The 5,230-nt window shown below is 52.0% G+C and carries 3 protein-coding genes and 1 pseudogene; 3 read left to right on the forward strand and 1 reads right to left on the reverse strand.

From position 1 onward, the window contains the following. Nucleotides 1-276: 276 nt before the first annotated feature. A complete protein-coding gene (locus ACWIZX_RS01745) occupies nucleotides 277-1,386 on the reverse strand; it encodes an IS5 family transposase (RefSeq protein ID WP_448334630.1) in 1,110 nt (369 codons plus the stop codon). Between the two features lie 333 nt (nucleotides 1,387-1,719). Here ACWIZX_RS01745 and ACWIZX_RS01750 point away from each other — a divergent pair, with 333 nt between their 5' ends. The 3 genes and pseudogenes from ACWIZX_RS01750 to ACWIZX_RS01760 all read left to right on the forward strand — a co-directional run. Then, complete coding sequence (locus ACWIZX_RS01750) at nucleotides 1,720-3,642, forward strand: hypothetical protein (protein WP_448334631.1); 1,923 nt, start codon at nucleotides 1,720-1,722, stop codon at nucleotides 3,640-3,642. Next, nucleotides 3,639-4,739 (forward strand): M23 family metallopeptidase, encoded by a 1,101-nt coding sequence (locus ACWIZX_RS01755; protein WP_448334632.1) that lies wholly within the window; start codon nucleotides 3,639-3,641, stop codon nucleotides 4,737-4,739. The genes ACWIZX_RS01750 and ACWIZX_RS01755 overlap by 4 nt, the downstream gene beginning before the upstream one ends. Nucleotides 4,740-4,839: 100 nt before the next feature. After that, nucleotides 4,840-5,230 (forward strand): annotated as a pseudogene (locus tag ACWIZX_RS01760) (hypothetical protein); the annotation flags it as partial.

Below are 5,230 nucleotides of genomic sequence, written 5' to 3' on the forward strand. Positions count from 1 at the left end.
ATTTTAATCCAGTGACAAGGTCTCGAAAGGTTAACATGTCTCCCTGCAGATGTACAAGAAAACCATCTGGTTATCGTTTTTTATTATACGTCAAATACTTTCTGAGAGGGTGTTGAAAAATAAAGGCAATTGGCGGTCTAAAGCCTCTTCAGGAAAAACACACAACCACAAGAGGGCTGGGCGGAAGGGTGAGGGGGTTCAGTGTTGTTGTAGTTTTGGCATGATCACCTCCATTTTTTGCTGCTTTTTCGACCACCAGCGACACTTCACCCCCGGTCAGGCGGTTGCTGTCCGCGTTTTGAAACCTACTCCGGTCAATAGTTTGACCAGCCGTTTCAAATTCAGTACCATCGCCGTTAGAAAAGCCTGCACTGCAAAACCCATCTTTCCCAGATAGCGACAGCGTCCCAACCCATGCCCCTGTTTGGCTTCCCCAAACTTGCGCTCAATCTTGTAGCGCTCCTTCAAACCCTGCTGATAGCGCGGCGTTTGAGACAACTCCATCCACACCTGTTTGTTGGCGTCCTTTTTGGCGATGCGGGTCTTTTTCAAACGAATTGCGGAATGTAAGCCGCGCTGTTGCAGATAAAAATGATTGTCCCCATCGTCATAGCCCTTGTCCGCCGCATAGGTCTCCACCGGCAATTCTTGCTGCAAGTCCCGTTCGACCAATCCAACCAAATGATGTCCATCATAAGCCTCTCCCGAAGTCACTTCCACCGCGGTAATCAAACCACTCTCCGCATTCAAACTGACGTGCGCTTTGTACCCGTAAAAATACTGATTCTGCCGTTCAACTTTGCCCTGCGCATTGCGCACTTTGCGCTGATGCTTGACCCCCCAGCGCGCATCCCTATCGCGCGGCGGCTTGCCTTTCTGCTGGCGCTGCTCATCCTTGTCAGTGTTCACATTCGCCACGCTGTGCACGCTGTCCACAATCTGAATTGCACCGAACTGCACCCCCTTGCGCAGCGCAGTCTGTACAATCTCCGCCAACATCTCTTCAAACACCTTCAACTTGCCGCGCTCGACCAGCCGCTGACGATAAACGCTCAACGTCGAATGGTCGGGCGCTTTCTCATCCACCGCTAAACCTACAAAATATTTGGCAGGCAGGTTCTCATTCAGGTGGGTTTCCACCTGTCGCTCGCTCAAATTGTATAAATAAGCCAGCAATTCCATCTTCAAAATCATCGCTGGCTCAAACGGCGGGCGTCCGACCAACCCTTCGCCTTTATACAGGCGGATCAATTTACGCGTGTAAGGTTTCCAGTCAATCACTTCATTCAATTTGCGCAGAAAATGGTCGGCCGGAATGATTTGGTCATAAACATACTCCCCAAAGAATGAACTCTTACCAGTTTCAACATATCGTGGCTGTTCCATTTCGCTCTTCTCCTCTAATCCAGGTGACGCGATTGTATTAAACTCTCGTCATTCGGTCAAGAATTTCTTGTTTTTCAACACTCTCATTAACACGTTTCGAGGATGAATAATCGGGCCAGTTAACAATATTGATAACCAAACCCAATTGAAAGGCAGTTTGGTTGACTGTTCAATTTTTTGAATGCTACAATAAACCTTAAATGAATTCAAACTCGAATGTCACTGAAGAAAATCGGTAATTTTTCCGTGCGGACGCCCTCACCGACCTGACCAATTCCTCATCATCGCCGGTTTTCTTCCCAAATTGCAGATGAACTCGTCGTTGGGAGATGAATGGCTGGTTCTCCAAAAGTAAGTAAAAAAAGAAAGCCTGTCGGCTGGTTAACCTTCATATTTGCCCTGCTGGTGGTGCTACTGTGGAATGTCATCCCCATCATTCGGGATCAATGGTTGCTTCTTCCTACCCCAACCTTGCCAGCACTCTTACCCACTCCCCTTCCGCTTGAAACACCCGAACCGCCCCTTGCCCGTCCAGAGGTGAGCAATCTGAACGTTGCCCTTGGTGAATCGATTGCACCCCAAAATGACTCAAACCCCGATGGGATCATGGTGTTTGCGATGAGCGATGGGCCTTTCATTCATTTATTTGCCTTCCATCCAACCCATTTACCGCTTTCCCGTCTGACCAACCATCCCTGGGACGATTTGCACCCGGCGATCAGCCCGGATGGCAGCCGAATTGCTTACGCTTCTCGTCGGAACGGCTACTGGGATATTTACATCCTTGACTTGAGGAACGGTGCATTAACCCGCGTTACCGATACCCCGGAATACGACGGTTGGCCAAGCTGGTCTCCTGACGGCCAATGGCTGGCCTACGAGACCTACGCCAATGGCAATCTGGATATCTTTATCCAATCTCTCGCTGATCTAAGTCAGGCACCCATCCCACTCACCAACTCCTCCAGCGCTGACCATTCTCCGGCATGGTCCCCGTCAGGACAGGAAATTGCCTTTGTTTCTGACCGCAGCGGACAGGATGAAATCTGGACAGCCCGGCTTGACCAGATTGGCGAACGGTATACCAATGTCAGTCTTGGGGTCGGCAGTCCCGCTCATTCCCCTTCATGGTCACCCGATGGTCACTTTTTAACCTGGGGTGGCCGTTACAACGCCGCCGATACAATTTTCGTTTGGGATAGCACGTTCCCCCAAAAACCAGCCGTAGCAGCCTTTGCAGGGAGCAATGCGGTTTGGAGTCCGGACGGAAAGGTGCTCCTGACCCGTCAGACCGACTTTTTACAGGATCATCTGGCTGGTTTTGAGGTTTCCTCTAAAAAACTGGCGCTGCCTTTTTGGGTTATGCCTGCAGCCATTCACGGCATGGATTGGAAAGGCGGGCAAATCAACGATTTGATCATGGCATACCTGCTGGATAGTCCGGCAGTTCTACCCTCGCTTTATAGCGTTCAAATTACACTCGCACCCCAATCTCAGCCCAACCGTTTTGGACTGGTATCCCTAACAGATGTCAATGTCCCATATCCCTACTTGCACGATGCAGTAGATGAATCCTTTGCAGCGCTCCGCCGTGAAGCTGCCCGCCAATCAGGCTGGGATATTTTGGGAAATTTGGAAAACGCTTACTTGCCGATTACCGAGCCACCCCACCCCGGCAGTGTGGACGAGTGGCTGCTGACCGGTAGAGCGTTTGCGATTAATCCCTTACCCATTCAAGCCGGCTGGATGACGATTACCCGCGAAGAACGCGGTGGGCAAACCTACTGGCGCATCTTCATCCGCGCCCGCTATCAGGATGGATCCCAGGGGCAACCCATGAAAGATCATCCCTGGTCACTGGATGCGCGTTACAACGGCGACCCGCGCACCTACGAACAGGGTGGCGCTTTCACCCCGATACCGGATGGGTATTGGATAGATTTCACCGAACTGGCAGCTCGCTTTGGGTGGCAGCCGGTAGCGGCCTTACAAAACTGGCGCACATTTTACCCGGCTGCCCGTTTCAATCAGTTTGTCAAAACGGACGGTTTAGATTGGAATGGGGCGATGGCGCAGTTTTATCCACCTGAGGCGATTCAAACGCCAACCGCCATCCCAACCCTCACCCTTACACCTACCATTTCTCCCACAATCCGTTTTTATCGGACGGCAACACCATTGCCAAGCCCCACCTCAACCAGTCAGCCCACCCGCCGGCCAACATGGACACCGCTGCCCGGAGCCGTTCAACCATGAACAAACCCGGTAATCTTTTCTTTTTTACGCTGTTGTTTGCACTGCTGCTGAGCGCCTGCCAGAGCAGTGCAGTTGCGGATGCCGCCCCATCAACAAAAATTGAAGCGGCCGCGGTCGCCATCGCCACACCCCTGCCCGATACCAATCTTTCTTCCCCAAATATGGAAACGGCCTGGCAGGCTTTAGAAGCCGAAGAGCCGCTTAAATTCACCTTCCCAACACCGGCAGATCCACCAATTTCTCTTTGGCGTCCACCGCTTTACGAGGTGCCATGGGCTGTCAATCCTCACGATCACTTCTACTTCATTCGCCCAATTGCCGCCGATGAAGTCAACTGGCCGCTGGCAGATTACCGCTACGGTTATTACTTTACCGGCACCAACATTGTTCACACCGGCATTGATATTGATGCCAAACGCGGTACGCCGGTGATCGCAGCTGCAGACGGTACGGTTGTTTGGGCCGGGATTGGACTTTACAAAGGGCCCGATTCGCCGGATGATCCCTACGGGATTGCGGTCGCCATCCGTCATAATTTTGGATTTGATCGCCGTCAGTTATACACCATCTACGCTCACATGGACCGCGTGGATGTTTCGGTTGGGCAAACCGTGAAAGCCGGTGATCAATTGGGCATCGTCGGAAACACCGGTTTTACCACCGGGCCTCACCTGCATTTTGAAGTCAGACTGGAGCGAAACAGTTACTATGTTTCGCGCAATCCCGAACTCTGGTTGGCACCTCCACAGGGGTGGGGTGTTCTGGTCGGGAGGTGGATGAAAGCCGACGGATCTCTCATCCGCCTGCAGGATGTGCGGGTTTCATCATCTGAGCTTAAGCGAAGTTGGGTGGTACGAACTTACGCACCCGAAAGCGTCAACAGTGATGATTATTATCGCGAGAATCTGGTGCTGAGCGACCTGCCAGCCGGTGAGTACAGCCTTCGGTTTTCTTATAACGACACCGATTATCAGACTCGTTTCAGAATTAACCCCGGAGCAATCACCTACCTCACCTTTCGCGAAGGATACGGTTTTTCCAATCGTCTTCCCAATTCTTCTTCGGATACTCCAGTTTGGCAACCTGTTGAGCCATAAAACCTTGACAATTTGAGTGGCTCAGTACAGAATCGAGGGATTGTCTGCCAGCCAAATGGCAAGTATCATTGAGAAAGATTGAAGAATTGGAGGAAGAATTATGATCATAAAAAAATTTCTGAAACAGGCGGCCATGGGAGCGCTGCTGTTAAGCTTGCTGCTCTCGGCTTGCAGCCGTTCAGAGGCTACTCCCACAACCGACCCGGCTATGATTTTCACCCAGGCCGCTCAAACAGTCGCCGCAGGTTTGACTCAGACTGCCGCCAGCATGCCAACCGCCACCCCTACGGTGACTTTACCGCCTACCAACACCCCCGAACCGACTCAGGCAGTTTCTCCCACCAGCGCCGAAACGCCCACTGCTACCATACCGCCGACTGCTACTCGTTCAGCCGTTGCAGACCGGGCAGAGTTTGTCACACAGTCACCCCTTGACGGCACGGCAATGTACCCGGAGCAGCCCTTTACCCTGACCTGGACGGTGAAAAACG

Source organism: Bellilinea sp. (genome assembly GCF_053501535.1).